Below are 23,643 nucleotides of genomic sequence, written 5' to 3'. Positions count from 1 at the left end.
GTGATCGCACAGCTCGCTCGCAGGAATCCGCCGCGAGGCGAACCCGCGGCATCGGATTGCGCGGGTCGGTGGGCGGAGCGGCGCGGCGCGGGCGACACTGGCATACGTGGCGTCCTCCGCATTGAATCACTACCGGTCCCCGTGGACCCGGACTCTCGACCTCGACGCCGGGCGGCGGCAACTGCTGGACTGGTGGCACGGCCAGGACCGGATCTACCGGGCCGGGAAGGCCGTCCACGACCATCTGGCCGGTGCGCCCGCCTCCTGCGCCTACGCGTTCACGCTGTTCGTCACCTGGTGGACGCTGCGCGGGATCAGCGATTTCGCCGGGCATCGGCTGATCCTGTCGGCCTCGACGAATCTGCACAACATGCGGCGTGAGCCGGTGCAGGTGCTGGTCGCTTCCGCGTTCTGGACCGACGGCGGATTTCCGTGGGTGATCATCCTCGGTTTCCTGACCGTGATGGCTTTCGCCGAGCGCTGGCTGGGCACGTTGCGCTGGATCATGGTGTTCGCCTGCGGCCATGTCGGCGCCTCGATGATCGTGGTCACCGGCATCGCCTTCGCGGTGCATCACGACCTGATCCCGCTGCGCATCGCGGTCGCCTCCGATGTCGGATCCTCCTACGGCTCCACCGCGGTGCTGGCCGCACTGAGCTTCCATCTACGCGGCACGCCCCGAGCCGTGTGGGCGGCGGGGTTGCTGGCCTGGTTCGGCTTCGCCGCCTGGCACGGGCGCACGTTCACCGACTACGGCCACCTGACAGCGCTGTGCATCGGCTTCGCGCTCGGGGCGGTCGCGGTGGCATTGTCGCGACGACTCGAGCGGATCCGCGACCAGCGGCCCGCGAGCACCCGCCGCCGGCCGGGCGACACCGCATCCGGGCCGATCGCTCCTCCGGCGACGGCGGGGCCCCTGGTGCGGGAGAACCAGCCCTCAGCCGACGGCCGGAGCGAATCGACGCTGCATTGAGCGCACCACCGGTTCCACCACCCGCGCCGCGACCGGTCCGAGGATCGCCATCAGCAGAACGTAGGCCGAGGCCAGCGCCGCCAGCTTGCCCGGCACCGCCCCCACCGAAACGGCAAGTCCCGCAATGACGATCGAGAATTCACCGCGGGCCACCAGGGCGGCGCCGGCGCGCGCACGACCCAGACGGCCGATGCCCTGCCGCTTGGCCGCGAACCAGCCGGTTCCGATCTTGGTCAGCGTGGTGATCACCGCCAGCAACACTGCCCAGCCGAGAACCTGCGGGATCTTGTGCGGATCGGTGTTGAGGCCGAAGGCCACGAAGAAGATGGCGGCGAACAGATCCCGCAGCGGTTCCAGCAGTTTCGCGGCGCTCTGCGCGGTGGACCCGGAGATCGCGATGCCCAGCAGGAACGCACCGACCGCGGCCGACACGTTCAGCCCCGAGGCGATGCCCGCGACCAGCAGCGCCGCCCCCAGCAGCTGCAGCAGGAACACCTCGCGATCCTTGCTGTCCACGATCGCGGATACGAAGCGCCCGTAGCGCAGCGCGATGACCAGCACGATCGCGATCACGAGCAGGGCGAGCGCGAGCGAGCGCAACCCCGCCATCCAGCCGACACCGGCCAGGATGGTGGTCAGGATCGGCAGGTAGATCGCCATCGCCAGATCCTCGAACACCAGGACCGACAGCACGACCGGCGTCTCCCGGTTACCGAGCCGGCCGAGGTCGTTGAGCACCTTCGCCGCGATGCCGGAGGAGGAGATGTAGGTGACGCCGGCCAGGGTGATCGCGCCGGTCGGCCCCCAGCCGAGCAGCAGCGCCACCACCGCGCCGGGCGTGGCGTTGAGCACGATGTCGAGCAGGCCCGCCAGCCAGGACTTGCGCATTCCCGACACCAGTTCCGGTGCGGTGTATTCCAGGCCGAGCAGTAACAGCAGCAGGACGACGCCGATTTCGCCTGCGAGATGGCCGAATTCGGTGGCGGCCTTGACGGTCAGCACACCACCGTCGCCGAAGGCCAGGCCGCCGAGCAGGTAGAGGGGGATCGGGGACATGCCGAAACGCCCTGCGACGCGCCCCAGGACACCGAGGGCGAACAGGACCGCTCCGAGCTCGAACAGGGCTAGTGCGGTCGACTCCACCGGCTCACCCGCCGGTCAGAATCTCGAGCGCCTCGTCGAGGCCCTGCGGGGTTCCGACCACGACCAGCAGATCGCCCGCGACGAGCACGAAGTCCGGGCCGGGCGAGGGATAGATCTGCCCGGCCCGCATCACGGCCACGATGGACGCCTTGGTGCGGGTGCGTATGCGGGTGTCGCCGAGCGCCCGCCCCGAATACGGCGATTCGTCGCCGATCGGCAACTGGCGGGTGGTGATGCCCGGCAGATCGCGATGATCGTCCTTGAGCTTCTCCACCAGCTGCGGCGCGCCGAGCAGATTGGCGAGCACGGCCGCCTCGTCGACGGTGAGCGGTACCTGGGCGGCGCAGTCGTCGGGATCGTCGTGTTTGGAGACGATGAGATCGATGCCACCGTCGCGATGCGCGACCACTCCGATCCGGCGACCGGACCGCGCCTCGAAGTCCTTACGGACGCCAATTCCGGGCAGTTGTGTCACATCGACGTTCACGAAATCCAGCCTAGATCAAGCACTTCGAGAGGCAGGCCACTGATCCGGATCAGCGGTGAGCGCCGGAAATGTCCCTTTTTCATCAAGGGCATAGTAACTGGTGCGCACCACCGCCGTGACGGGAAGTGGGCCGTAGAGGTGCGGAAAGCGCATCGAACCCGGATCGCCGGGCACACCCGGCTCCCAGCGCAGCGGCGCGGTCAGGCGGGTGACGTCGATCCAGAGCAGCAGCATATCGTCGCGACCGGCGAACAGCCGGTTCGCCGGCAGGTGCACCTGATGCGGCGCGGACAGATGAAGGAACCCCTCGCTCTCCAGCGAGGGTGCCACGCGTTCGCCGATCCGCTGCGCCTGCTCCCACTCCGCGGGGGTACAGAGGTGAACCAGCATGCGCCCGTTGATGTTCTCGGTCTCGGCGGCGGCGGAGGCAACGTTGTCGGCAGTCACGGCAGCACCATACCCAGCGTGGCGCGCGCGACCCGCCGAAAGGAACGAACCGGACGTTTGATTGAGCGGTTGATTGTCGGTGGGCGCGGGTAATCTGCGATCAGACAACTGGATCGGCCTTTTTCCGAAGTGTTGAACCACAGGTGGTGAACCGAGGTTCCCAAGGATGGCCATGGTGTTCGCCCACAGCGAAATACCTGGTCATGTTAGGGAAAACACATACAAACATCTTCGGGAACAAAGCCCCCGTCCCGAACGTCTGACAGAGTAGTCATCAGCCACTGCTGGGAAGTAGCGGTAGCGAGCCCGCGGAAGGGACCGTGGGCCCCACACCAGGCGAACGGCTTTCTGCGCCGGGAGCCAGGACGGAGGAGTCATGCCAGGAACACTGACAAGCACCCCACTGACCGCGGTCGATCGTTGCGACCGCTGCGGGGCGGCCGCGCGCGTGCGCGCGACACTTCCCGCCGGTGGCGAGTTGCTCTTCTGCCAACACCACGCGAACGAGCACATGGAGCGCCTGCGCGAGCTGGAGGCAGTCATCGATACAGAGTCGGCACCGGCACTATAGGCCGGCTCCTCACGTCCACTGTCAGCCAAGGGCGGCCTTCGGGCCGCCCTTTTCGTGTCTCCGGTCACACCGGCCGGGGTACGAGCCCGTCCAGCAGACGCGCCAGTCCGAACTCGAAGGCGCCGTCGGGATCTCCGGGCGCCTGATACTGCTCCCCCACCGCGGTACCCACCCGCTCCGCGAGCGGAAACGACTGGCCCGTCATGGCCTCGGTGAGCGGCGGCCCGTACACCTCCCACCACCGCGCATCGCTCATCTCATCGGCTTCACGCCGGGCCGCGACCGCGGTGCGGGCATTGCCGGTCGCGAAATCCGACAGCACGGCGATCGTCCGATCCATCTCGACATCGGTCAGCCCCGACCCTTCCAGCGCGCTCAACTGCCGTTCGTAGCGCCGCAGCCGCCTCGGGCCCAGATCCAGCCGCCACGGCGGAACCTCCAGCAGCCACGGATGCGCGAGCAGTTCCGCGCGCACGCCGCGAGCGACCGCGGCCAGACGCTCGCGCAGCGGCGCGGCCGGATCGATCGGCGCGTCCTCGGCGGCCACCCAGTCGACCATCGCGATGATCAGCGCCTGCTTGTCCGGGACGTAGGTGTAGAGACTCATCGGGCCCAGCCCGAGCGCCGTGGCCACCGCGCGGATGGACACCGCGCCGTAGCCGTCGCGGTCGGCGATGCGGACCGCCGTGCGAATCACCTCGTCGACCTCGACCGTCTGCTTCGGTCCGCGTAACACCGGCCTGGCCGGGAGTTCGCGGCGCCACAGTAGTGCGATCACCTGTCGCGCCCGGTCGGACGCGGATTTCTGGGTCACCACGCTCCTCGGGAATCTCATTACACCGTACGGGGTTATAATACTCCGTACGCTATACGTAGATGAGCGAGGGTCCTCTGCACACCACACATGCCACCTATCTGCCCGATCGCCATGCGTTCGCCCTGTGGAACTGGGCCGGCCGAGTGACCGAACCCCCGCCGCACGGCGCGCGCGACACCGTCCGGCTCGCCGTGCCGCAGCCCGACGGCACCTCGATCGAGGTGAGCGAGGTCGCCTGCGCCGTGGTCGACGCCGATCGGCTCGATGCGGTCGAGGTGGGCCACCCCGGTTCGTCGCTGTCGGCCTGGCAGCGCGTCGCGCGGGAGGCGGGCGGGCCGGAGCTGCTGCCCGCCGCCGGCCATGCCGTTCCCAATGCGGCCGCCACCGCGATCGTCTCCGCCGACCGGGCGGTGCGGGCCTACCGCGAGACCGAGGAGGTCGTGCGGGCGTTGCGCGAGCCGCTGCGCGCGCGGTTGCGGCCCTATCAGGCGCGCGGAATCGCCTGGCTGCACCGGACGACCGCGGAATACGGCGGCGCGGTGCTCGCCGACGAGATGGGCCTGGGAAAAACCGTGCAGGCCATCGGCTTTCTGCTCGGACGCGCCGACGACGGTCCGCAACTGGTGGTCTGCCCGACCTCACTGGTCGGCAACTGGGTGCACGAGATCAGCCGCTTCGCGCCCGGACTACGCCCGATCGCGTGGCGCGGCGAGGAGCTCGGCGATCTCGCACCCGATGCGGTGATCGTCACCGGATATCCGACGCTGCGCGGCTACGGGCCGGCATTGGCCGATATCGAGTGGGCCACCGCGATTTTCGACGAGGCACAAGTGCTGAAGAATCCCCGCACGCAGGTGTCGCGGGCGGCGCGGGGTGTATCCGCGCGAGCGCGGGTCGCGTTGACCGGTACGCCCGTGGAGAACCATCTCGACGAACTGTGGGCGCTGCTCAATCTGGTCACGCCCGCCGCGTTCACGCACAAGGCACAGTTCCGGCGGCGCTTCGTGCGGCCCATCGAGGAGGGCTCCACCGCGGCCGTGCGGCGACTGCACGACACCATCGAGCCGATCGTGCTGGCCCGCAGGAAACTTCAGGTCGCCGCGACCTTACCGCCGAAGATCCACACCGATCTGGTGTGCGATCTGACCACGGAGCAGCAGCGCCTCTACGACGAGTTGCTCGACCGCGCCGAGGCCGACGGATTCGGTGTGGGCGCCGAACGCAATGCGCGCGTGCTGGCCGCGCTGACCGCCCTGAAGCAGGTCTGCAACCATCCCGGGCTGGTCACCGGCGATCTCGACGAGCTCACCGGACGCAGCGGGAAGTTCGACGTCTGCTCCGACATCCTCGCCAACAACCTCGAACTGGACTGCCCGACATTGGTTTTCACCCAGTATCGGCGCACCGGCGAGTTGCTGGGACGACACTGCGCCGAGCGATTCGGTGTGGCGGCGCCCGTATTCCACGGCGGCCTGTCACAGGCCGAGCGCGACGCGATCGTCACGGCATTCCAGAGCGCCGACGGCCCGCCGATTCTGATCCTGAGCCTGCGCGCCGCCGGAACCGGCCTTACCCTGACCCGCGCCGCGGACGTGGTGCACTACGACCGCTGGTGGAACCCAGCGGTCGAGGCGCAGGCGTCCGACCGCGCACATCGCATCGGGCAGACCCGCCCGGTCACGATCACCACACTGACCAGCGCCACCACCGTCGAGGAACATATCGCCGGCATGCACGATCGCAAATCCGCGCTGGCCGGACTCGGCGCCGGCGACGGACGGTCATCGGTGGCGCGGCTGGCCCGATTGGACGACGACCATCTGCTGGCGGTACTGCGCCGGAAGCGAGGCAACTGACATGCCCGACAACGAATTCGGTTATACGCCGTGGGGTATGGGCTGGGTGCGGCTGGCCGAGCCGATCCGGACCGCACGTCCTGAGCCGCTGCTGCCCCGGGCCCGCAGCATCGCCCGCAACGGCGGCGTCCGCCTGGATGTCCACGGCACGACGGTCTCGGCGCATATCCACCGCGGCGGGCAGGCGTCGGTGACACTGCTGGAGATCGCACCGTTGCCGGCGTCGGTGGTGAACGCCATGGCCGAGCACATTCCCGCGCACCTGGTCCAACTCACCGATGAGGTGCACGCCGTCCTCACCGCCGTGGGCCTGGCCCCGATACCGCGGCTCGGCGCGACCGACTGCTCGTGCTCGGCCCGCAATCCACGCTGCCTGCATCTGCTGGCGGCGTGCTACGCCCTCGCCCGGGCGGTGGACGAAAACCCTTGGCTGTCCTTGGATCTGCAGGGCTACCGGTCCGGTGGCGCGCCGGAGAGCGGAGCGTCGGACGCCCCGCCCGCGCGATGGACACCGCTCGATTCTCTCGACCCCGCAACGTTTTTCACCGGCATGGCGACGGATGAGCCGATGCGGCGACACTCTGCCGGCTAGGCGGCGCGGAAGTCACGCGTTGGTACCGCCGTCGACAGTGAGGGTCGCCCCGGTCAGCCGGGCGCCCGACGGGCCGGCGAGGAAGGCGACGACACCCGCGACGTCGTCGGCCTCGCCGAAGCGGCCGAGCGCCGAATGCCGCAACTGGTTCTCGGCGTGGGAGGACGCGGCCGGGTTCATATCGGTATCGGTGGAGCCCGGCTGGACGAGATTGACCGTGATTCCGCGTGGGCCCAGTTCCCGGGCGAGGGCACGGGTGAATCCGTTGAGGGCGGATTTGCTGAGGTTGTAGAGCGTCAGTCCCTCGAACAGCGCGCGTTCGGACAGATTCGAGCCGATGCTGATGATGCGCCCGCCGCGGCCCATGTACGCGAGTGCGGCCTGCGCCGCGACGAAAGCCGCCCGGGCGTGGATGTGCAGCGCCTCGTCGATCTCGGCGACGGTGAAATCGGTGAACGGCTTGGCCGGGAAGATGCCCGCGTTGTTGACCAGGATGTCGACCCCGCCCAGTTCCGCGGCGGTGCGATGGACCGCCGCGGCGACCTGCCCGGCATCGGCACTGTCGGCGCGCACCGCGATCGCGCGCCGCCCGAGGGCACGGATATCGGCTGCCACCGCCTCGGCCGCCTCGGCGCCGCCGCGGTAGGTCAGCGCCACATCCACACCGTCGGCGGCCAGCCGCCGCGCGATCGCGGCACCGATGCCCCGGCTGCCTCCGGTCACGAGAGCCACGGTGGTCGACTCGCTCATCTGCACTCCAATTCTGTGTCGATCAATACAGAAATAGACAAGCAGGTCTGCCCACGGCCGTCAAGAGATATATTTAGTGATCGACACAGAAAGAGGATTCGATGGCCGAACGCGGACGACCGCGCGGATTCGATCGCGACATCGCGCTGCGGCGCGCGATGGAGGTGTTCTGGGAACACGGCTACGAGGGTGCCGCGATGAGCGACCTGACCTCGGCGATGGGTATCAACTCCCCGAGCCTGTACGCCGCCTTCGGATGTAAGGAGCAACTGTTCCGCGAGGCCGTCGAACTCTACGGGCGCACCGAGGGCGGGTACACCGCCCGCGCACTCGAGACCGCGCCCACCGCTCGCGCGGCTGTCGAGGCGATGCTGCGCGACAACGCCGCCGCCTACTGTGACCCCGCCACGCCGCGCGGATGCCTGGTGGTGGTCGCGGGCAACACGGCGGGGCCTCGCCACGGCGCCGTCCGCGATCTGCTCGCGCGGCGCCGCCGCCACACCACCGAAGCGGTGCGGCAGCGACTCGATCGCGGCATCCACGACGGCGATCTGCGGGCCGATGCCGATATCGACGGTCTCGCCGACTTCTACACCGCCGTGCTGTTCGGACTGTCGGTGCAGGCCGGTGACGGAATGGACCTGCACCGGCTCGGCCGGACGATCGACCGGGCACTGCAGGCCTGGCCGGAATCCACGCCCGCCGAACAGCGCTGACGCGCCGGCTACCGAAAACGCTGCGGGCCAGGGCTTTTCACCGCAGCGGCGATAGCTACATCCGCCGCAACGCCGCGATGCGCTGGGACAACTGATCGGCGGTCGCCAGTGCCGTCGGCGGTCCGCCGCATTCGCGCCGGAGCTCGCCGTGGATCACCCCGTGTGGCTTTCCGGTGCGGTGATGATGCATGGCGACCAGCGAGTTGAGTTCGCGCCGCAACTCCCCCAGCCGGTCGGCGGTCGCGACGCGCTCGGCCGCGGCCGCCGCGGAGGGTCCCGCGTCGGGCGCCTCGGCCACCGAGACGGCGCTGCGTTCGCGGATCTGGCGGGTCTGGCGGTCGCGCAGCAGGGCCCGCATCTGCTCGGCGTCCAGCAGGCCCGGAATGCCGAGGTAATCGGCCTCCTCGTCGCTGCCGGAGAATGTCGCGGTACCGAACGAATCGCCGTCGTAGATCACCTGATCCAGTTCGGCGTCGGCAGCCAGCGCGACGAAGGCACGTTCCTCCTCGCCCGGCTCGTCCTTCTGCTTGTTGGCATCGATCAGCAGTTCGTCGTCGAGAGCGTTCTTCTCCCGATGCGGTTTGCCGATGACGTGATCGCGCTGCACTTCGAGCTGGGCGGCCAGATCGAGCAGCACCGGCACCGACGGCAGGAAGACGCTCGCGGTCTCCCCCGTCCGGCGCGCACGCACGAAACGGCCGATGGCCTGGGCGAAATACAGCGGGGTCGAGGCGCTGGTGGCGTAGACGCCGACGGCCAGACGCGGCACGTCCACACCTTCGGACACCATGCGCACGGCGACCATCCACGGATCGGTGCTGTTGGCGAACTCCCCGATCCGCTGGGAGGAGGTGGGGTCGTCGGAGAGGACCACCGCCGGTTTGCTGCCCGAAATATGTTCCAGCAGTTCGGCGTAATCGCGAGCCTTCTCCTGATCGGTCGCGATCACCAGGCCACCCGCATCGGGCATGCCGGTGGCGCGCAACTGCCGCAACCGGGTGTCGGCGGCGGTCAGCACCTTCGACATCCAGTCGCCTGCCGGGTCGAGGGCGGTACGCCACGCCCGCGCGGTCTGTTCGGCGCTCAGCGGTTCACCCAGCCGGGCGGAATACTCCTCACCCGCGCTGTCCCGCCACTGCGCCTCACCGGAATAGGCGAGGAAGACCACCGGCCGGACCACACCGTCGGCGAGGGCTTCGGAATAACCGTAGGTGTAGTCGGCACTCGACCGCGGGAAGCCGGATTCGTCCGGTTCGTAGTTGACGAACGGAATCTGCGAATCGTCGCTGCGGAAGGGAGTACCGGTCAGCGCCAGGCGGCGGGTGGCGTCACCGAACGCCTCGGCGACCGCATCACCCCAGCTCTTGGCGTCACCGGCGTGGTGAATCTCGTCGAGAATCACCAGGGTCCGGCGATTCTCGGTCCGCACCCGGTGCTTGAACGGATGCGAGGCCACCTGGGCGTAGGTGACCACCACGCCGTGGAAATCGCCGGAGGTGCCGCCGGTGCTGTTGGAGAAGTTCGAATCCAGCTGGATGCCGAGCCGCGCCGCCGCCGCCGACCACTGATGCTTGAGGTGTTCGGTGGGCGCGACCACGGTGACCTGGTCGACGGTGCGGTCGGTGAGCAGCTCGGTCGCCAGCCGCAACGCGAACGTGGTCTTACCCGCGCCGGGCGTCGCCACAGCCAGGAAATCACGTGGTTTGGTCGTCAGATATCTGGTGAGTGCTCTGCGCTGCCATGCTCGTAACGAACCGCCACCACCCGAAGTCACTCGACAGACAGTAGCGACCGGCACCGACACCAAGCCAATTCGACACCACGTGATCTGCCACGAATCCGGCGACGGCCCGGCTCACCTCGCAGATCACCGCGCGCCTGTGCGGCAGAACACTGACGACACGTTCGCGGCCCGTTGCTGCCGTGGCGCCCTCGGTGGGCAATGCTGTACTCACGATGTGTTCCGACCGACCGGCCTCGACGTCCGGCGCAGCGCGCTCCTGGCAGCGGCTGCGCGGTCGAGTCGTGGCCGCGCTGCGGCGGATCTGGCAGGTGATCACGCGGGTCGCGGAGAAGGCGTGGGGAGATTCGATCTTCGCCAAATCGGCCGCCGCCGCGTTCTGGCAGACCCTCTCGCTGGCGCCCCTGCTGCTCGGACTGCTGGGCAGTATCGGTTACGTCGGCGGACTGTTCGGCCCCGACACCGTCCATATCGTCGAGGGCAAGATCGTCAGCTTCAGCCGCAACCTGTTCAGCGCCAACGTCGTCGACGAGATGATCGCGCCGACCGTGCGCGACGTTCTCCAGCGCGGCCGTGGTGCGGTGGTGTCGGTGGGTTTCGTGCTGTCGCTGTGGGCAGGGTCCTCGGCCATGGCGACCTTCGTCGATTCCATCGTCGCCGCGCACGGACAGGCCGATGCCCGCCATCCGGTCTGGCAGCGGATCTTCGCGCTCGGGTTGTATCTGCTGTTCCTGGTGGCGGCCGTATTCGTATTGCCGCTGGTGGCCTTGGGCCCGACCCTGATCGGGCGCACGCTGCCACCGAACTGGCGTGAACCCGGCCTCCGCCTGATCGACACCTTCTACTATCCGGCGGCCGGGCTGCTGCTCATCGTCGGCCTGACCACGTTGTACAAACTGGCGCTGCACCGGTCGCTGCCGTGGCATCGGCTCTTCGGCGGGGCGTTGGTGGCCGGCATCTTCTTCATGGCGGCCAGCGACATCCTGCGCCGCTATCTGACCTACGCGGCGCGGGCCGGCGTCAGCTACGGGGCGCTGGCGACCCCGATCGCCTTCCTGCTCTTCACGTTCTTCCTGGCGTTCGCGGTGATTCTGGGCGCGGAATTCAATGCCACCGTGCAGGAGTTCTGGCCGGCCCGGGCGACCCGGTTCGAACAATTCAAACAATGGTGGGCCCGGCGCAAGCACCGGCACGACGGCAGCGACGACGAGATCGAGACCGCGCGAAGCGACAACGAACCGCCCTCGGATCTGCCGTGGACTCGGTCCGATGACCCCGGAGCCGCGGATCCGCGACACTCGGACGGCCCACCTCGGGACGGCCGGCCCGACGATCCCGCCGGTGGTTCTGCCTACCGCGCCGACACCCGTCCACCGTCCGTTCTCGACCCGGGCCGGATCCGCCCTGCGGGATAACCGGCCACGCCCGACCCTGCGCCGGCACGCGGACCATCGCCATCGGATCCGCCCCGGTCGGCGCGTACCTCACTTCCCGGCGGGCAGCGGGTGGTCGCGGAAGAAGTCCCAGATGATCCGGTTCGCGCTGATCGCGGTCGTGGTGCGGCCGACCAGCGGTTCCGGCGAGATCACCGACGCGGTGCCCGGCCAGGTATGGCCGCCGCCGACGACCGCGTACAACTGCACGGCCGTCCGGTCCGGGCAGGGATAGGTGTAGCGCACGACGTCCGGGGCGACCTGCTGCTGTCGCGGTGGGACCCCGCATCCTTCGCGCCGCGCCCACGCCGCCGCCTGCTCGGGGATGCTCACCGGTCCGGGACCGTTCACCCCACCGGGCCGCGTATCGCCGCGCTGCGCCGCCGACCCCGTTCCGTCGGCCGAGGGCAGATATTTCGCATTGGGCCCGACACCGCCGGTATAGGCGACGATCGGATCCTCGGTGCCGTGGAAGGCCACCATCGGGACCGCGCGAACCGGATCACACCACGCGAAGTCCTGCAGTCCGGCCACCGGCGCCACCGCGGCGATCCGGTCCGCGAGCTGACACGCCAGCGACGAGGTGGTGAAGGCGCCCATCGACAGCCCGGTCACATAGACGCGGCGTTCGTCCACACAGCGGTTCGCCTCGACGTGAGTCAGCAGATCGGACAGATACGCGATATCGGCGCTGTGGTCGCCGAAATCCCACCGTGGCACCCCGGGTTCGTCCAGCTGCGGCGTGACCGTCGCGAATCCGTTGGCCATGCCGAAGGACCCCAGACCGGTGCCCGCATACTCGAGGGCGGCCGGTTCCAGATAGCCGTGCAGATCGACCACCAGCGGCAGCGGTGCGGTGACGGCGGGAACGTCGAGAATGTAGGTCCCGGATTTCCCGGCCGCCGCGAAGCTTTCGATCGAGGTGCCGGTCGGATGCGACGCCGAACATCCCGGCGAGGGCTGTGCCGGTACGTTCTCCGGTTCGCCGGCACGAGCGGTGGTCGCGGTCGAGAGGGCGGCAGCCGTCAGGAGTGCCGCCGCGATGGACGAGACCGTGCGAAACCACCGGGACGTCGCGATATACATGTACTGCCCACCTCGCGGAAAATATCGTTCTCACCGAGGAGAACAATGATCACACAAGCGAGGCGGGCGCGGGCGCAGACGGACGAGACCACTCGGAACGGCCCTCTCGAGCCGTCCTTCGAACTCAGTCCTTCTTCATCATTTCGTAGATGCGTTTGCAGTCCGGGCAGACCGGCGAGCCGGGCTTGGCCGAGCGCGTCACCGGGAACACTTCGCCGCACAGCGCCACGACATGGGTGCCCATCACGGCACTTTCGGCGATCTTGTCCTTCTTCACGTAGTGGAAGAATTTGGGAGTATCGCTGTCGGTCGTCTCGTCGGTGGTCGTGTCCGGACGAACCAGGGTGTCGGTGCTCACCCCATCGATTCTGCCATCGGCGCGCGCGGCTGGTGAGCAGGTGTCGCCAACCTCATCGAACATCCGCGGATCGGCGGTGCTTGCGCGGTGGCGGGCGCGTGTGCATTCGATCATGCGGAGTGGAAGACTCGACGTATGCAGCGCGACGGCGACTCCTCCGATCTACCGCCCGAGTCCCGGACGTCGGGCCCGGGACGGGTCGGTCCGGAGGGCGACGAGGCGCGCGCGGCCGAACCCCGCGGCTCCGCGGATACCGCCGAGGCTCCGGACATGTCTGAGCCGGGCGATGCGCGGCCTTCGGGCGCGACGTTCGAACGCCGGCCACCCGGTTCGGTCCCCCGCCCCACCCGCGCCTCGACCGGCTATTTCCCCGGCGAGGACAAGCATCCGGTCTTGATCACCGAGGCCGCACCCTCGCTGGATCAGCAGCACCGCGCCCGCGTGAAGCGCTACATGATCCTGATGGGTTTCCGCATTCCCTGTCTGGTACTGGCGGCGGCCGCGTACGGCCTGTGGAGCAATGCGCTGATCTCGCTGGCCATCATCGGCGTCTCCATACCGCTGCCCTGGATCGCCGTACTCATCGCGAACGACCGGCCCCCGCGCAGCAAGGACGAGCCCAGCCGCTGGGACGAGCGCCGCGCGGCGAAAGCGCTCGAATCGGGACAGCACCGTTCCATCGACGGCTGAACGACACGGGCGACCTGCCCGGACCCGGCGAGAGCGGCGCCCCGTACCAGGTGGCAGAGTTCTCGTGTGCCTGCCGACCGGACCACCGCCTCCCTGCTCATCGCCCTCGCACCCGCGCTGCGCGCCGCGCTGACCAGGGTCCGTTACGACGCCGACACCGTGCTCGAGGCCATCGGCGCCGACGCCCACGCCGCCCTCGGACGTTCCGAACCGGTGCCGGTGCGGCGGGCCGCGCGCGACGCCGGTGAACTCGGCACGCTGATCCGGCTGCTGCTGCTCGGCGACGCCCTGCCCGAACGGGAGGTGGCCGCGGCCTTCGCCCCGCTCGACATCGACCGGGCCGTCGCCGCGGGCTTGCTCGAGCGCGACGGCGATTCGATCCGCGCCGCGCTGGACCTGCGGCCCCTGGATCTGGGTTCGGGCACCCGCTGGGTGCTGTCGGATCTCGACGACTCGATGCGGCGGCGCACCCTCAGCGCCGACCACGTCCTGGGCGTGGGCCAGGCGTCGCTGTCGCTGCTGCGCGCGACGCCGACCGATCCCGTCGGATCCGTTCTGGATCTCGGCACCGGCTGCGGTGTGCAGGCGGTGCACGCCGCGGGCTATGCGAAGACGGTGACAGGCACCGATGTCAGTGGCCGCGCGCTGTGGCTGGCCGAGGCGACCGCCGCGCTCAACGACCTCGACATCGAGTTGGTCGAGGGCTCGTGGTTCGAGCCGGTCGCCGGACGCCGCTTCGATCAGGTGGTGGCCAATCCTCCGTTCGTGGTCGGGCCGGCCCGGATCGAGCACACCTACCGCGATTCGGGCCTGGCGCTCGACGGCGCCAGCGAACTGGTCGTCTCGCAGGCGCCCGGTCTGCTGAATCCGGGCGGTACCGCGGCGATGCTCGCCTCCTGGGTGCACGCCGGCGATGCGGACTGGCGCAGCCGAGTGGCGAGCTGGCTGCCCGATCAGGGGATCGACGCATGGATCGTGCAGCGCGATGTGGCCGATCCGGCACTGTATGTCGGCACGTGGCTGCGCGATGCCGGACTGGATCCGCGCGACCCCGAGGCACAGCGGCGGGCCGAGCAGTGGCTGGCCGCCTTCGACGCGGCGCAGGTCGAAGGCATCGGCTTCGGCTTCGTCTATCTCCGCGCGATCGACGGGCCCACCGAGGTCCTGGCCGAGGATCTCACCCACGGTTTCGACGACCCACTCGGCGCGGAGGCGCCGGCCTACTTCCGCCGTTCGGCGTGGCTGCGGACGGTGCTGGCGGACAACGAGGTCGCCTGGCGTGCGCGCTTCACCGTCGACGCCGCGACCGCGCTCGAACGCGTCCTGCTGCCGGGCGCCGAGGGCTGGCAGGAGCGGGTGGTCCGCCTGCATCGCGGTGACGGCCCCCGCTGGCAGCACGAGATCGACGACACGCTGGCGGCGTTGCTCGCGGGAATGCGGCCCGACGGGCTGCCGTTGGAAGAACTGGTCGAATTGCTCGCAATCGGCCACACCGGAACCACCGCGACGCCGCAATTCCGAGCCGAGGCGTTGTCGGCGGTCACCGGACTGGTCCGGCACGGACTGATCACACCGGACGAACTCGACGCGACCCCGGCCGACGCCGCGCGCATCTCCGCGCCCTCCCCCATGTCCACGGAGTTCCCTTCTTAAGAACTTCTCAGACGGAGGTTGCGAAAGCCGCAGCTCAGCACGGTTTATCGGCGCCAAGGCGGGGAACTTTCCCTGTGTCGGGTCCGTTGTTCGGAGTGAGACACCACCGACAGGAGGCAAGTCATGACAAGCCCCGCCACCACTGGAGTGCGCGCCATCGATTCGGACCTCGACGCCCAGAGCCCGGCAGCCGACCTGGTACGTGTGTACCTGAACGGGATCGGTAAGACCGCGCTGCTGACGGCCGCCGACGAGGTCGAGTTGGCCAAGCGCATCGAGGCGGGCCTCTATGCCCAACACCTGTTGGAGACCGGCAAGCGGCTCTCGGCGACCCGCAAGCGGGATCTGGCGATCCTGGTCCGCGACGGTCAGGCCGCCCGTCAGCATCTGTTGGAGGCCAACCTCCGCCTCGTCGTATCGCTGGCCAAGCGCTACACCGGCCGCGGTATGCCGCTGCTGGATCTGATCCAGGAAGGCAACCTGGGTCTGATCCGCGCGATGGAGAAGTTCGACTACGCCAAGGGTTTCAAGTTCTCCACCTACGCGACCTGGTGGATCCGGCAGGCCATCACCCGAGGTATGGCCGATCAGAGCCGCACGATCCGCCTCCCTGTGCATCTGGTGGAACAGGTCAACAAGCTGGCCCGGATCAAGCGCGAACTGCATCAGCAGCTCGGCCGCGAAGCCAGTGACGAGGAACTGTCGGCCGAATCGGGTATTCCGGTGGAGAAGATCGCCGACCTGCTCGACCACAGCCGCGACCCGGTGAGCCTGGACATGCCGGTCGGCAACGACGAGGAAGCCCCGCTGGGCGACTTCATCGAGGATTCGGAGGCGACCTCCGCCGAGAGCGCCGTCATCGCCGGGCTCATGCACCGCGATGTGCGCAGCGTGCTGGCCACCCTCGACGAGCGCGAACAGCAGGTCATCCGGCTGCGTTTCGGCCTCGACGACGGTCAGCCGCGCACCCTCGACCAGATCGGCAAGCTGTTCGGTCTCTCGCGTGAGCGCGTGCGCCAGATCGAGCGCGAAGTCATGGCCAAGCTCCGCAAGGGTGAGCGGGCGGACCGCCTGCGCGCCTACGCCAGCTAGGTCACACAGACGCTGGGCCGCCCGGAATCCGGCCCAGCACCATCCCGGTGACCGGATGGTCACCTCCGCTGCGCCGGCCGACGCCGGTGTGCCCTTCCCCCTCCGGGGCACATCCGTCGGCCGGCGTGCTGTATCGATCCCCCGGCATCGATCCCCCGGCGCGAATCCCGTTGCCGCGACTCCGAATTGCGCGGCCACCCCGGGTTGCCGCGGCTACCCCGAGTTGCGCAGCGCCGTCGCCAAGCCGTTCATGGTGAGCAGAATGCCGCGCTCGACCAACTCCGATTCGTCCCCGGCGCGCCTGCGCCGCAGCAGGTCCACCTGCATCTGATTCAACGGTTCCAGGTACGGGAAGCGGTTGCGGATGGACTCGGCCAGCGCCGGGTTGTCCGACAGCAACTGATCGCTGCCGGTGATCGCCGCATGCACCTGTACGGTGCGGTCGAACTCGTCGCGGATCATGCCGAAGATGGTGGCGCGCAACGTCGCATCCTCGACCAGCTCGGCATAACTGGCGGCGATATCCATATCGGCCTTGGCCATCACCTGCGCCAGGTTGGACATCACGGTGCGGAAGAACGGCCAGCGCCGATACAGGTCGCGCAGCGTCTGCCAGCGCTCGGAGTCGGTACCGGCCCACTCCTGGATGGCGCTGCCGGTGCCGTACCAGCCCGGCAGCATCACCCGGGATTGGCTCCACGCCATCACCCAGGGAATCGCCCGCAGATCCGATACCGAACTGGTGGGTTTGCGGGAGGCGGGCCGGCTGCCGAGATTGAGGTCGGCGACCTCGGCGATAGGCGTGGAGGCCCGGAAATAGTCGACGAAGCCGGGCGTCCGATGCACCAGCCGCGCATAGGCCTCGCGCGCCGCGTCCGCGAGCTCCTCGAACACCTCATAGGCCGCCTCGGCGCCGGATCCCAGACCTTCGACATCCAGCAGCGACGATTCCAGTGTGCCGGCGACCAGCGATTCCAGATTGCGGTGGGCGGAACCGGATTCGGCGTATTTGGTGGAGATCACCTCTCCCTGCTCGGTCAGGCGCAGCGAACCGCGCACCGCGCCCGCCGGCTGGGCGAGGATCGCGTCGTAACTGCGGCCGCCGCCGCGGCCGACGGTGCCGCCCCGACCGTGGAACAGCCGCAACCGGATTCCGGTTTTGCGGGCGGTTTCCACCAGGTCGAGTTCGGCGCGGTACAACGCCCAGTTCGCCGCCAGATATCCGCCGTCCTTGTTGGAATCGGAATAGCCGAGCATCACCTCCTGCGCCATCGCGCGGGCGGCGACCAGGCGGCGATAGGCCGGAACCTCCAGTGCCGCGGCCAATGTCGCCGCGCCGCCGCGCAGGTCGTCGATCGTCTCGAACAGCGGAACCACCCCGACCGGGGAGTGAGGCGGGGTCTGGTCGTCGCCGGGATCGAGAATTCCCGCCTCCTTCAGCAGCAGCGCCGCCTCGAGCATGTCGCTCACCGAGGTGCACATGCTGATGATGTAGTTGGGCACGGTATCGGGCCCCAACGCGTCGAGCGCGGCGCGGGCCGCGCGCACCACCCCCAGCTCCTTGGTGGCGAGTTCGCTCAGCTGGGCATGCGGGCCCAGCAGCGGCCGTCGCGTGCTCAATTCCGCTGCGAGCAGCTCGACGCGCTCCGCTTCGGACAGGCTGCGATAGTCCGCGTGCACACCCGACCAGGCCAGCAGTTCGGCCACGACCTGTTCGTGCACCTCCGAGTTCTGGCGCATGTCCAGGCCCTGCAGGTGGAACCCGAAGGTCTCCACCGCGCCGCGCAGCGCGGCCAGGCGGTCGTCGGCCAGCAGGCCGTCACCCGATTCGCGCATGGAGGTGTCGACGGTGTTCAGATCGTCCAGCAGCTGGTCCGGGCCCTCGTACGGCGAGACGCGGGCGAGTTGCTCACCGGACAGTTCGAACACCGAGGGGAATTCGGCGGCCGAGCCGAGCGCACGCTGCGCGGTCGCGGCGAGGCGCAGGCGGATGCCGCGGATCGCGCGACGATACGGTTCGTCGGCGCGCTGCGGCGAATCGTCACCCGCTGCGTCGGCCAGCCGCGACAGTTCCGGAGTGATCGCGACCAGCCGGATCGACTGCGACAGCGACTTCTCCAGGGCGACGAGCTCTTTCAGATAGTGGCCGAAGATCACCGTGGCGGCCCGGCGAGTGGCGCGTTCCACCACCTCGCCCGTCACGTTCGGGTTGCCGTCGCGGTCGCCGCCGATCCAGGAACCGGGCCGCAGAATCGGCCGGGCGAGCAGATCGTATCCGGGCCACCGCGCCCGCAACGCCTCGCGGACCTCGGCGTTGATCCGCGGAATCACCTCGAGCAAAGTGAGGTCGTAGTAGCGCAGTCCGACCTCGATCTCGTCGGAGATCCGCAACCGCGCGAGGCGGATCAGCGCGGTGCGCCACAGGGTGAGGATCTGGCGGCGAATGTCGTGGTCGATCGCGGCGTATTCGGGCTCGTCCTCGCGGTAGCGGGCCCGTCGGCGCATCAGTTCGGTGATGCGGGCCTGAACGTCGAAGACGGTGCGGCGGCGCGTCTCGGTGGGATGAGCGGTGATCACCGGCGAGACCAGCGCGTCCTCGAGCACCTCCGCGGCGACCGCGCCGTCGACGCGCGCGTGGTCGAGCGCCCGATACGTCGCGGCCAGGCTGGATTCCTGCGGCGGCTCACCGGCGGCGACGTGCACCGCGCGACGGCGGTCGCGCTGCAGATCCTCGGCGAGGTTGGCCAGCAGCAGGAAATGGCTGAACGCCCGGATCAGCGGGATCGCCACCGGCAGCTCGGTATCGCGCAGCATTTCCGCCACCGCGCTGCGCTCCACTTCCGACCGCCGCACCCGGAAGGCCTCGACCCGCACCCGTTCGACGAGGTCGAACACTTCGGGGCCCTCGTGGTCGCGGATCGTCTCGCCCAGGATCGCGCCGAGAAACCGGATATCGTCCCGCAGGGGCGCCGTAGCGCTCTCGATCTGATCTTCGCGCATACGGCCAGTATCGACCATATCCGCGGACCGGCCGCGGTGGCGCTGGTCACCACGGTATGGCGGGCCGGGCACCGAACGCCTCACACCAGCCGGCGCGGACCGTTGTCGAAGCGGCTCGGTTCCGGGCCGATCCGCACGCGTGCGTACAGGATCGCGGCGCCCTCCGGTGAGGCCAGCACCGGTTCCACCGACAGTTCCCGCACCTCCGGCAGATCGTCGCACAGCGCCGAAATGCGTTGTGCCAGTACGGCCAGCGCCTGCTTGTCCACCGGCTCCCCGATGGCGCGGCCCGATCCGGCCTGCCCGTCGAGCAACGGTGCGGCGCGCGGGGCGTCGATCAATTCGACCGCCTCTGCCTGGGTCAGCGGCAACGCCCGGTAGGCGCGGTCGCCGAGCAGATCGATGATGGTTCCGGAGAGACCGAATCCGATGACGGATCCGAACGACGGGTCGTCCTGCACCCGCAGCACACACCCCACCCCCTTGGTCGCCATCTTCTGGATGTGGACCACCGCGTTGCCGGTCAGTTCCGCCAGATCGGTGTAGGCGCGCCGGACCGCCGTGTCGCGCCACAGGTCGAGGCGGACACCGGTGAAATCCGGTCGGCTGCGCCACATTTCGCCGGTGGCCTTGGCGGCGACGGGATATCCCAGCTCCGCGGCCGCCGCGACGGCGGCGTCGGGATCACGAGCTTCCCGGAACTCCACCACGCGAATGCCGTAGCAGGCGAGCAGTTCCGCGGCCTCCAGATCGCCGAGCCAGTCCCCGTCGGGACTGCGAGACATCCACTGCTCCACCAGGTCTCGCGCGCGGCCGACCTCGAGACCGTCCGGGCGCACCACCAGGGAGGCCGGGCGGGTCCGCCACGCCGCGTATCGCCGCACCCGTGCCAGCGCTCGCGCCGCGCGTTCCGGATCGGGGTAGGACGGAATGGAACCGCGGTCGACGATGCCGCCGGCACCGCGCACCGTGAGCAGATTCGGCATACCGTGATCGGCGACGAAGGTGGTGAGCACGGGTTTGACCGCATCCTGCGCGCCGGCCCGGATCGCCTCGGCGAAGGCGGTGACCGCCGCCGGCACCGGCGGCGCGAAGATGACGATGACAGCGTCGACCTCGGCCGAATCCATCGCACTCGCGACGGCGGTCAGGTAGTCGGCGGGTTCGGCCTGGGGCCCCAGATCGGTCGGCTCCCCGACCTCCAGTCCCTCCCCGCGCGCGGCGTCCACCGCCAGCCAGCCCAGGGCGGCGCTGTTGCCGATCACCGCGAGTCGCGGGCCGTCCGGCAGCGGCTGGTAGGCCAGCAGCATGGCGCAGTCGAACAATTCGGCGATCGTATCGACCTGCACGATGCCGGCCTGGGCGAACAGATCGCGCTCCACCGAACGTTCCAGACCGCTGACCGGCACGTTGGCGGCGTTGCGGCCGCTGCTCACCGCCACCACCGGTTTGGTGCGGGCCACCCGGCGGGCGATGCGGGAGAATTTGCGCGGATTGCCGAAGGTCTCCAGATACAGCAGCACGACGTCGGTGTCGGGATCGGTATCCCAATACTGCAGCAGGTCGTTCCCCGACACATCGGCGCGATTACCGGCCGAGACGAAGGTCGACAGTCCGAGTTTGCGCGCCGCCGCCTCGGCCAGGATGGCCGCGCCCAGCGGCCCGGACTGGCAGAAGAATCCGACCCGGCCACGGCCCGGTAGCACCGGCGCGAGCGTCGCGTTCAGCGAGACCGCCGGATCGCTGTTGGCGATACCGAGCGCGCTCGGTCCCACCACGCGCATGCCGTGGCCGCGTGCGGCGTCGACCAGATCGCGCTCGGCGCGGAAGCCCGCCGGCCCGGTTTCGGAGAATCCGGCGGTCAGCACGACCAGGCCTTTGACCCCCTTGGCCATACAGTCGTCGAGGACCGATTTGATCTCCTCGGCCGGTACGGCGACCACCGCCAGATCCAGTTCGTCGGGGATGTCGTGCACGGTCGGATAGGCGCGCACACCGCGCACGGAGGTCCGATTCGGATTCACCGGATATACCGGGCCCTGGAACACGCCGGACAGCAGATTCGCCAGCACCGCCCCGCCGACCCGGCTCGCCGACGGGGTGGCACCGATGACGGCGATCGACCGCGGCGCCAGCAGATTGCCGACACTGCGTGCCTCCGAGGCCCGCTCCCGCGAATCCCGCACCGACAGCAGCGCTTCGGTGGGGTCGATGGCGAATTCGAGGTGCAGCACGGACCCGTCGCGGCTGCGTTGCACCTGGTACCCCGCCTCCCGGAAGACCGTGACCATGGTGTGGTTCTCGGCGAGCACCTCGGCGACGAAGGTGTCGATATCGTTCTCGGCGGCCGCCCCGGCCAGATGCTCGAGCAGGATCGATCCCAGGCCGCGGCCCTGATGTTCGTCGGCGACGACGAACGCCACCTCCGCCGCGCGGGGACCTTCGCGATCGGTGAGCAGTTCGTAGCGGCCGACCGCGATGATCACCGACCCCAGTTCGACGACCAGCCCCACCCGGTTGTGGTAGTCCACGTGGGTGGTCCGGTACAGATCCTTCGGTGTCATCCGCGGGTACGGACCGAAATAGCGTAGATAACGGGTCCGATCGGACAGCGCCGCGTGGAAGGCCTGCATCGGCTCCGCATCGTCGGGGGTGATCGGCCGCAGCCGGACCACACCGCCGTCGGCGGCGAGTACATCGGCGAACCAATGCTGCGGGGGCGGCGGCGGATCGGCGGGAGTGTTCTCGGCGTCCGGTGCGGGGACGGATGATTCAGTCACGGGGGTCCTCCGGGTCCAGGCCCAGCAATCCGTAGGTCGCGCGGCGGGTGGCGAGCACCGAGGTGTCGATCGCGCGCTGCGCGCGGTCGAGATGGGCGTCGCCGGTGTCGAGCGCGCCGCCCGGCCCCTCCCAGGGGATGAAGGCGGTGTCGCCGCCGTCGCCCATCGTGGTCGGCGCCGGCACGGTCGGGGCGTAGCCGCGCACCAGCTCACGCCAGTCCTCGGGAATGGCGGTGCCCGGGTCGATCTCGCGATCCAGCGCCGTCGCCAGCAGGTGGGTCCACGCGCGCGGCACCACCCGGACCAGTCCGTAACCGCCGCCGCCCACCGCGAGCCAGCGCCCTTCGGCGTACCGGTCCGCGAGTTCACGCATGGCACGAAACGCCGCGCGCTGGCCGTCGACGGTGAGTTCGAGGTCGGCGAGCGGGTCCTCGCGATGGCTGTCGACCCCGCACTGACTCACCACCAGTTGCGGCCGGAACGCGGCCAGCGCCCCGGGCACGACGGCGTGAAATCCGCGCAGCCACTGTGCATCCCGCGTGCCGGGCAGCACGGCGAGATTGATCGCGGTGCCCTCCGCGGGGCCGGCGCCGATCTCCTCGGGCCAGCCGGTGTTGGGCCACAACGTCGCCGGATGCTGATGCAGCGAAATGGTCAGCACGCGCGGATCGTCGTAGAAGGCGCGCTGCACGCCGTCGCCGTGGTGCACGTCGACGTCGACGTAGGCGATGCGGTCGAAGCCGTTGTCCAGCAGCCACGAAATGGCCACCGCCACATCGTTGTAGACGCAGAACCCGGATGCGGCATCGGGCATCGCGTGATGCATGCCACCCCCGATGCTGACCGCCCGCCGGGCGCGGCCCGCCGCGATTTCCGCGGCGGCGGCGAGGGTTCCGCCGACGATCACCGAGGCCGCCTCGTGCATATGAGGGAAGACGGGATTGTCCATCGAACCGAGCCCGTGCGGGGGTGCCGCCGGCGGTGTCGTGCCCGGAGGTGCGGGCACGGCGTGGCGCACGGCCTCGAGGTAGGCGGCGGTGTGGATGCGCAGCAACTCACCGTCACCGGCCGGGCCGGGTGCGAGGGTTTCGATGCCGTCGAGCAAACCCAGACTGCGCGCGAGCGCCATCGTGAATCGGAGCCGGGCCGGTTTCATCGGATGTTCCGGGGTCCAGGTGTAGTCCAGGAAGCGGTCGGTCCACACCACGGCGGCGTCGTCTGCCATAACGGTCACGCTAGCCCACCGCGGCCCGTCGCCGTGGCGTTGCTCGCACCGGCGGGGACACGGGAAGCAGACCACCCGCGTTGTCGTTGTCATGCAGTAGAAATGCAAGACGACACCGGGCGCGCCTGTCGCCCGCGCGCATCCGGTCGCGCGCGCAGGTATCGGCGAGGTTCGTGCAGGACGTGCGAAATATGCTGACGCCGATTGTGCAGCCGGGCGTGGGTAGAATTCGT

The 23,643-nt window shown here is 69.3% G+C and carries 20 protein-coding genes; 9 read left to right on the top strand and 11 right to left on the bottom strand.

Features of this window, described 5'->3' with window-relative positions:
- The first annotated feature begins 106 nt into the window (after positions 1 to 106).
- Entirely contained in the window at positions 107 to 973 is an 867-nt protein-coding gene (locus tag AC5592_RS28620; RefSeq protein WP_198163961.1) for a rhomboid-like protein, read from the top strand.
- On the opposite strand, the gene AC5592_RS28615 is transcribed toward AC5592_RS28620, so the two are convergent.
- From AC5592_RS28615 to AC5592_RS28605, 3 genes are read right to left on the bottom strand one after another with little or no spacing between them, the layout of a single operon-like run.
- Positions 938 to 2,116: a cation:proton antiporter gene (locus AC5592_RS28615; RefSeq protein ID WP_036503062.1), complete on the bottom strand. Its 1,179-nt coding sequence runs from the start codon at positions 2,114 to 2,116 to the stop codon at positions 938 to 940. The genes AC5592_RS28620 and AC5592_RS28615 overlap by 36 nt on opposite strands.
- A 4-nt stretch (positions 2,117 to 2,120) precedes the next feature.
- Positions 2,121 to 2,603, bottom strand: coding sequence for a cation:proton antiporter regulatory subunit (locus tag AC5592_RS28610; protein ID WP_036503064.1), 483 nt, complete (start codon positions 2,601 to 2,603; stop codon positions 2,121 to 2,123).
- A 15-nt stretch (positions 2,604 to 2,618) separates the two neighbouring features.
- On the bottom strand, positions 2,619 to 2,993 hold the full coding sequence (locus tag AC5592_RS28605) for a DUF952 domain-containing protein (protein WP_036503094.1): 375 nt from the start codon (positions 2,991 to 2,993) through the stop codon (positions 2,619 to 2,621).
- A gap of 433 nt (positions 2,994 to 3,426) precedes the next feature.
- On the opposite strand from AC5592_RS28605, the gene AC5592_RS28600 reads away from it, so the two are divergent.
- On the top strand, positions 3,427 to 3,621 hold the full coding sequence (locus tag AC5592_RS28600) for a DUF7455 domain-containing protein (protein ID WP_030517230.1): 195 nt from the start codon (positions 3,427 to 3,429) through the stop codon (positions 3,619 to 3,621).
- A gap of 64 nt (positions 3,622 to 3,685) precedes the next feature.
- On the opposite strand, the gene AC5592_RS28595 is transcribed toward AC5592_RS28600, so the two are convergent.
- Positions 3,686 to 4,456 (bottom strand): TetR/AcrR family transcriptional regulator, encoded by a 771-nt coding sequence (locus AC5592_RS28595; protein WP_063066018.1) that lies wholly within the window; start codon positions 4,454 to 4,456, stop codon positions 3,686 to 3,688.
- A 41-nt stretch (positions 4,457 to 4,497) separates the two neighbouring features.
- Here AC5592_RS28595 and AC5592_RS28590 point away from each other — a divergent pair, with 41 nt between their 5' ends.
- Positions 4,498 to 6,294 (top strand): DEAD/DEAH box helicase, encoded by a 1,797-nt coding sequence (locus tag AC5592_RS28590; protein ID WP_063066017.1) that lies wholly within the window; start codon positions 4,498 to 4,500, stop codon positions 6,292 to 6,294.
- A 1-nt stretch (position 6,295) separates the two neighbouring features.
- Positions 6,296 to 6,886 carry an SWIM zinc finger family protein gene (locus tag AC5592_RS28585; RefSeq protein ID WP_063066016.1) on the top strand — a complete coding sequence of 197 codons (591 nt, stop codon included), beginning with the start codon at positions 6,296 to 6,298 and terminating at the stop codon, positions 6,884 to 6,886.
- Between the two features lie 12 nt (positions 6,887 to 6,898).
- Here the strand turns inward: AC5592_RS28585 and AC5592_RS28580 are convergent, their stop codons facing one another.
- Positions 6,899 to 7,636, bottom strand: a complete 738-nt coding sequence (locus tag AC5592_RS28580) for an SDR family oxidoreductase (protein ID WP_036503068.1) — start codon at positions 7,634 to 7,636, stop codon at positions 6,899 to 6,901.
- Positions 7,637 to 7,737: 101 nt separating this feature from the next.
- On the opposite strand from AC5592_RS28580, the gene AC5592_RS28575 reads away from it, so the two are divergent.
- The gene (locus AC5592_RS28575; protein WP_063066015.1) at positions 7,738 to 8,352 is read left to right on the top strand and encodes a TetR/AcrR family transcriptional regulator; all 615 of its coding nucleotides are present in this window, start codon (positions 7,738 to 7,740) and stop codon (positions 8,350 to 8,352) included.
- Between the two features lie 55 nt (positions 8,353 to 8,407).
- Here the strand turns inward: AC5592_RS28575 and AC5592_RS28570 are convergent, their stop codons facing one another.
- Positions 8,408 to 10,126 carry a DEAD/DEAH box helicase gene (locus tag AC5592_RS28570; RefSeq protein WP_232329592.1) on the bottom strand — a complete coding sequence of 573 codons (1,719 nt, stop codon included), beginning with the start codon at positions 10,124 to 10,126 and terminating at the stop codon, positions 8,408 to 8,410.
- A gap of 182 nt (positions 10,127 to 10,308) precedes the next feature.
- Between AC5592_RS28570 and AC5592_RS28565 the strand changes: the two genes are divergently transcribed.
- A complete protein-coding gene (locus tag AC5592_RS28565) occupies positions 10,309 to 11,508 on the top strand; it encodes a YihY/virulence factor BrkB family protein (RefSeq protein ID WP_084507335.1) in 1,200 nt (399 codons plus the stop codon).
- Between the two features lie 69 nt (positions 11,509 to 11,577).
- Here the strand turns inward: AC5592_RS28565 and AC5592_RS28560 are convergent, their stop codons facing one another.
- On the bottom strand, positions 11,578 to 12,612 hold the full coding sequence (locus AC5592_RS28560) for a CE1 family esterase (RefSeq protein WP_063066013.1): 1,035 nt from the start codon (positions 12,610 to 12,612) through the stop codon (positions 11,578 to 11,580).
- A 124-nt stretch (positions 12,613 to 12,736) separates the two neighbouring features.
- Positions 12,737 to 12,970, bottom strand: a complete 234-nt coding sequence (locus tag AC5592_RS28555) for a DUF3039 domain-containing protein (RefSeq protein WP_030517239.1) — start codon at positions 12,968 to 12,970, stop codon at positions 12,737 to 12,739.
- A 270-nt stretch (positions 12,971 to 13,240) separates the two neighbouring features.
- On the opposite strand from AC5592_RS28555, the gene AC5592_RS28550 reads away from it, so the two are divergent.
- The 3 genes from AC5592_RS28550 (at position 13,241) to AC5592_RS28540 (ending at position 16,405) form a co-directional block, all read left to right on the top strand.
- Positions 13,241 to 13,660: a DUF3099 domain-containing protein gene (locus AC5592_RS28550; RefSeq protein WP_084507350.1), complete on the top strand. Its 420-nt coding sequence runs from the start codon at positions 13,241 to 13,243 to the stop codon at positions 13,658 to 13,660.
- 66 nt (positions 13,661 to 13,726) lie between these two features.
- The gene (locus tag AC5592_RS28545) at positions 13,727 to 15,313 is read left to right on the top strand and encodes a DUF7782 domain-containing protein (protein WP_084507332.1); all 1,587 of its coding nucleotides are present in this window, start codon (positions 13,727 to 13,729) and stop codon (positions 15,311 to 15,313) included.
- 123 nt (positions 15,314 to 15,436) lie between these two features.
- Complete coding sequence (locus AC5592_RS28540; RefSeq protein WP_030517242.1) at positions 15,437 to 16,405, top strand: sigma-70 family RNA polymerase sigma factor; 969 nt, start codon at positions 15,437 to 15,439, stop codon at positions 16,403 to 16,405.
- 213 nt (positions 16,406 to 16,618) lie between these two features.
- Here AC5592_RS28540 and ppc read toward each other — a convergent pair whose 3' ends face one another.
- From ppc to AC5592_RS28525, 3 genes are all read right to left on the bottom strand, one after another.
- The gene (gene ppc / locus AC5592_RS28535; protein WP_157122292.1) at positions 16,619 to 19,405 is read right to left on the bottom strand and encodes a phosphoenolpyruvate carboxylase; all 2,787 of its coding nucleotides are present in this window, start codon (positions 19,403 to 19,405) and stop codon (positions 16,619 to 16,621) included.
- A gap of 80 nt (positions 19,406 to 19,485) precedes the next feature.
- Positions 19,486 to 22,185: a bifunctional acetate--CoA ligase family protein/GNAT family N-acetyltransferase gene (locus tag AC5592_RS28530; protein ID WP_036503118.1), complete on the bottom strand. Its 2,700-nt coding sequence runs from the start codon at positions 22,183 to 22,185 to the stop codon at positions 19,486 to 19,488.
- Complete coding sequence (locus AC5592_RS28525; protein ID WP_051024744.1) at positions 22,178 to 23,410, bottom strand: acetoin utilization protein AcuC; 1,233 nt, start codon at positions 23,408 to 23,410, stop codon at positions 22,178 to 22,180. Before AC5592_RS28525 ends, AC5592_RS28530 begins: the two co-directional genes overlap by 8 nt.
- Between the last annotated feature and the right edge of the window lie 233 nt (positions 23,411 to 23,643).

The organism is Nocardia violaceofusca NBRC 14427 (assembly GCF_963869435.1).
Lineage (GTDB): Bacteria > Actinomycetota > Actinomycetes > Mycobacteriales > Mycobacteriaceae > Nocardia > Nocardia aobensis.
Note: the sequence above shows the minus strand (reverse complement) of the source record. Positions and strands in the feature narration are given on the sequence as shown.